The 1,993-nt window shown below is 23.5% G+C and carries 2 protein-coding genes and 1 pseudogene; all 3 read left to right on the top strand.

Translation table 11 applies throughout. The features are described from left to right. Window positions 1-712, top strand: a 712-nt coding sequence (locus tag L8U98_RS08135) for an Abi family protein (RefSeq protein ID WP_263725475.1), incomplete at its 5' end; no start/stop codon positions are given. Next, window positions 699-842 (top strand): hypothetical protein, encoded by a 144-nt coding sequence (locus L8U98_RS08130; RefSeq protein WP_263725476.1) that lies wholly within the window; start codon window positions 699-701, stop codon window positions 840-842. The genes L8U98_RS08135 and L8U98_RS08130, both read left to right, overlap by 14 nt. A 338-nt stretch (window positions 843-1,180) precedes the next feature. After that, window positions 1,181-1,993: pseudogene (locus tag L8U98_RS08125) on the top strand (hypothetical protein); the annotation flags it as partial.

Genomic DNA, 1,993 nt, shown 5'->3' with positions numbered 1-1,993 from the left:
GTATCATTTTCCTAAAAAAGAACAAGAATTTAGAATTTTTGAAAAAATGACTTTAAATCCAAGTCCTAAAGATATGATTAAAATTGTAGATGATTATCAGCCTAAACTAGAAGACTTTAAAGATTTAAATACAAAAATGCAAAAGGCTATTTTTGATTTTAATGTTGCTAAATTATTTGGATTTGAGGATAGGTACTTTGAAGTTTCTCTTAAAAGCTACATTGGTCTTTTCATTTTTCTACATGGTAGAGAACATACTTATTTTAATTATCTTAATTTCATAAGTAATTTAAACTCAAATGAAAAACAAAAATACCTAAACTTAAGAGCCTCTACTAAAGATTTAGAAAAACAAATTTTTAAAGAAAAACTTAAATTTATAAAGCACTATGAAGAATTTTATGATTATTTAGATAGTATAGGCTATTTGGATAAGGGTTCTTGGTATAAAACTATGGCAATCTATCCAAAAATAACAATTCGAGGTCTTCTTTTATTTCATAACAATCAATTGTGTTCTTCTAAGGATACAAATTTCATATTTCAAAACATGAAAGAAAACTATAATATATTTAATAATTTAGATCCAAATAGCTCAAAACTTCTCGATAAGACACTCGGAAAAGAATGGAAAGATTACCGCAAAAATGTATCAATCTTTATAGAAGATACAATAAACAAAATCCAAAAGGCCTTAGATGAATGCAAATGAAAATAATACTAGTGTTAATAATGAAAACAATACCACTATTAACATTAAAGAAAGTATAAAAGAAGCCTTAAGAGAAGGACAAGAAATTATAGAAAGTGATATAGAGAATACGATAAATGTCTATTTATAAAGAATGTGAAGTTTGTAAAACAAAAATCAATAAATTACAAAATATTTGGAATATATTCTCAGGCAAATTAGAAATAAAATGCAAAAATTGCAAAAGTAAATATGGTGTTTCTAGTAAGATTATAAACTGGATATATGATACTTTTATATATTTATTGCTTATTCCAGATAGTATGCTTTTAATTATAATATTTTTTGGTGGATATTTTTTTGTCAAATATGGATTATTAGTAGTGCTTTACTTATTAGCAATTATCCTTCTCGCTAGAAAACTAATAAATATTGTTTTACTTCTTCTTTGTAAATTAAAAAAGCTAGAAAATGAGAGATAAAGGATTAATGGAACATCTTAAGGATATTAAAGATGGTATTGTAGATTGTTATATAGGACTTTATGATTTTGGAGATTTTTTAGCTAGAATTTCAGGTTTTAGAGATTGGCAAGAAAAAAGTGTTATTTTAGATGATTTTCATAAAAGGCAGACACTAGAAGAATTAGACTTTTTAAAAGATATTGTTAAAAATGAAACTTCTAGAAATATTATACTAGAATATTTAATAAAAGATATCAATGAAAGACCTTTGTATTATTTAGCACCATCAGGAATTTTAACAACAATTAAAAAAATAACCAAAACAAAAAAACTATTCATAATAAACATAACTTCTTTAGGAGGAAAAGCAACATCCACCGCCCACTCTCTCTACCCCTACTACAAAAACATACAAAATTCCTTTGCTCCTTTATGTTCTATAGATAATAAAAATAGTAATTTGTTAAAAGAATTTAATTTTGATAGTTTTTCTTGTAATTTTTACAATAATAATATTTTCAATCAAAATCTTAAATATTTAGATAATATACAAGATGAAAAAGAATATATCAATGAGTATAAAATATTTTTAGAAAATCTTAATCACTTTAATCAAGAATATAATAATTATAAACTTATGTCTATACAAGTAATCAATAATTTAAAAATAGCCTATATACAAAAACTATCTTTAGAAGATATCAACAACATCAACATCGATTCAAAACCCTATTTATTAAAAGCTTTATATTTTTGTGAAGATTATGTTTTATATGATAAAGATAAGCAAACTTTATTTGATGAAAACACAATAAAAGAATTAGAATTTAACTCTAGT

Source organism: Campylobacter sp. RKI_CA19_01128 (assembly GCF_025771175.1).
Taxonomy (GTDB): Bacteria; Campylobacterota; Campylobacteria; order Campylobacterales; family Campylobacteraceae; genus Campylobacter_D.
This window is presented reverse-complemented; position numbering and strand designations above follow the sequence as displayed.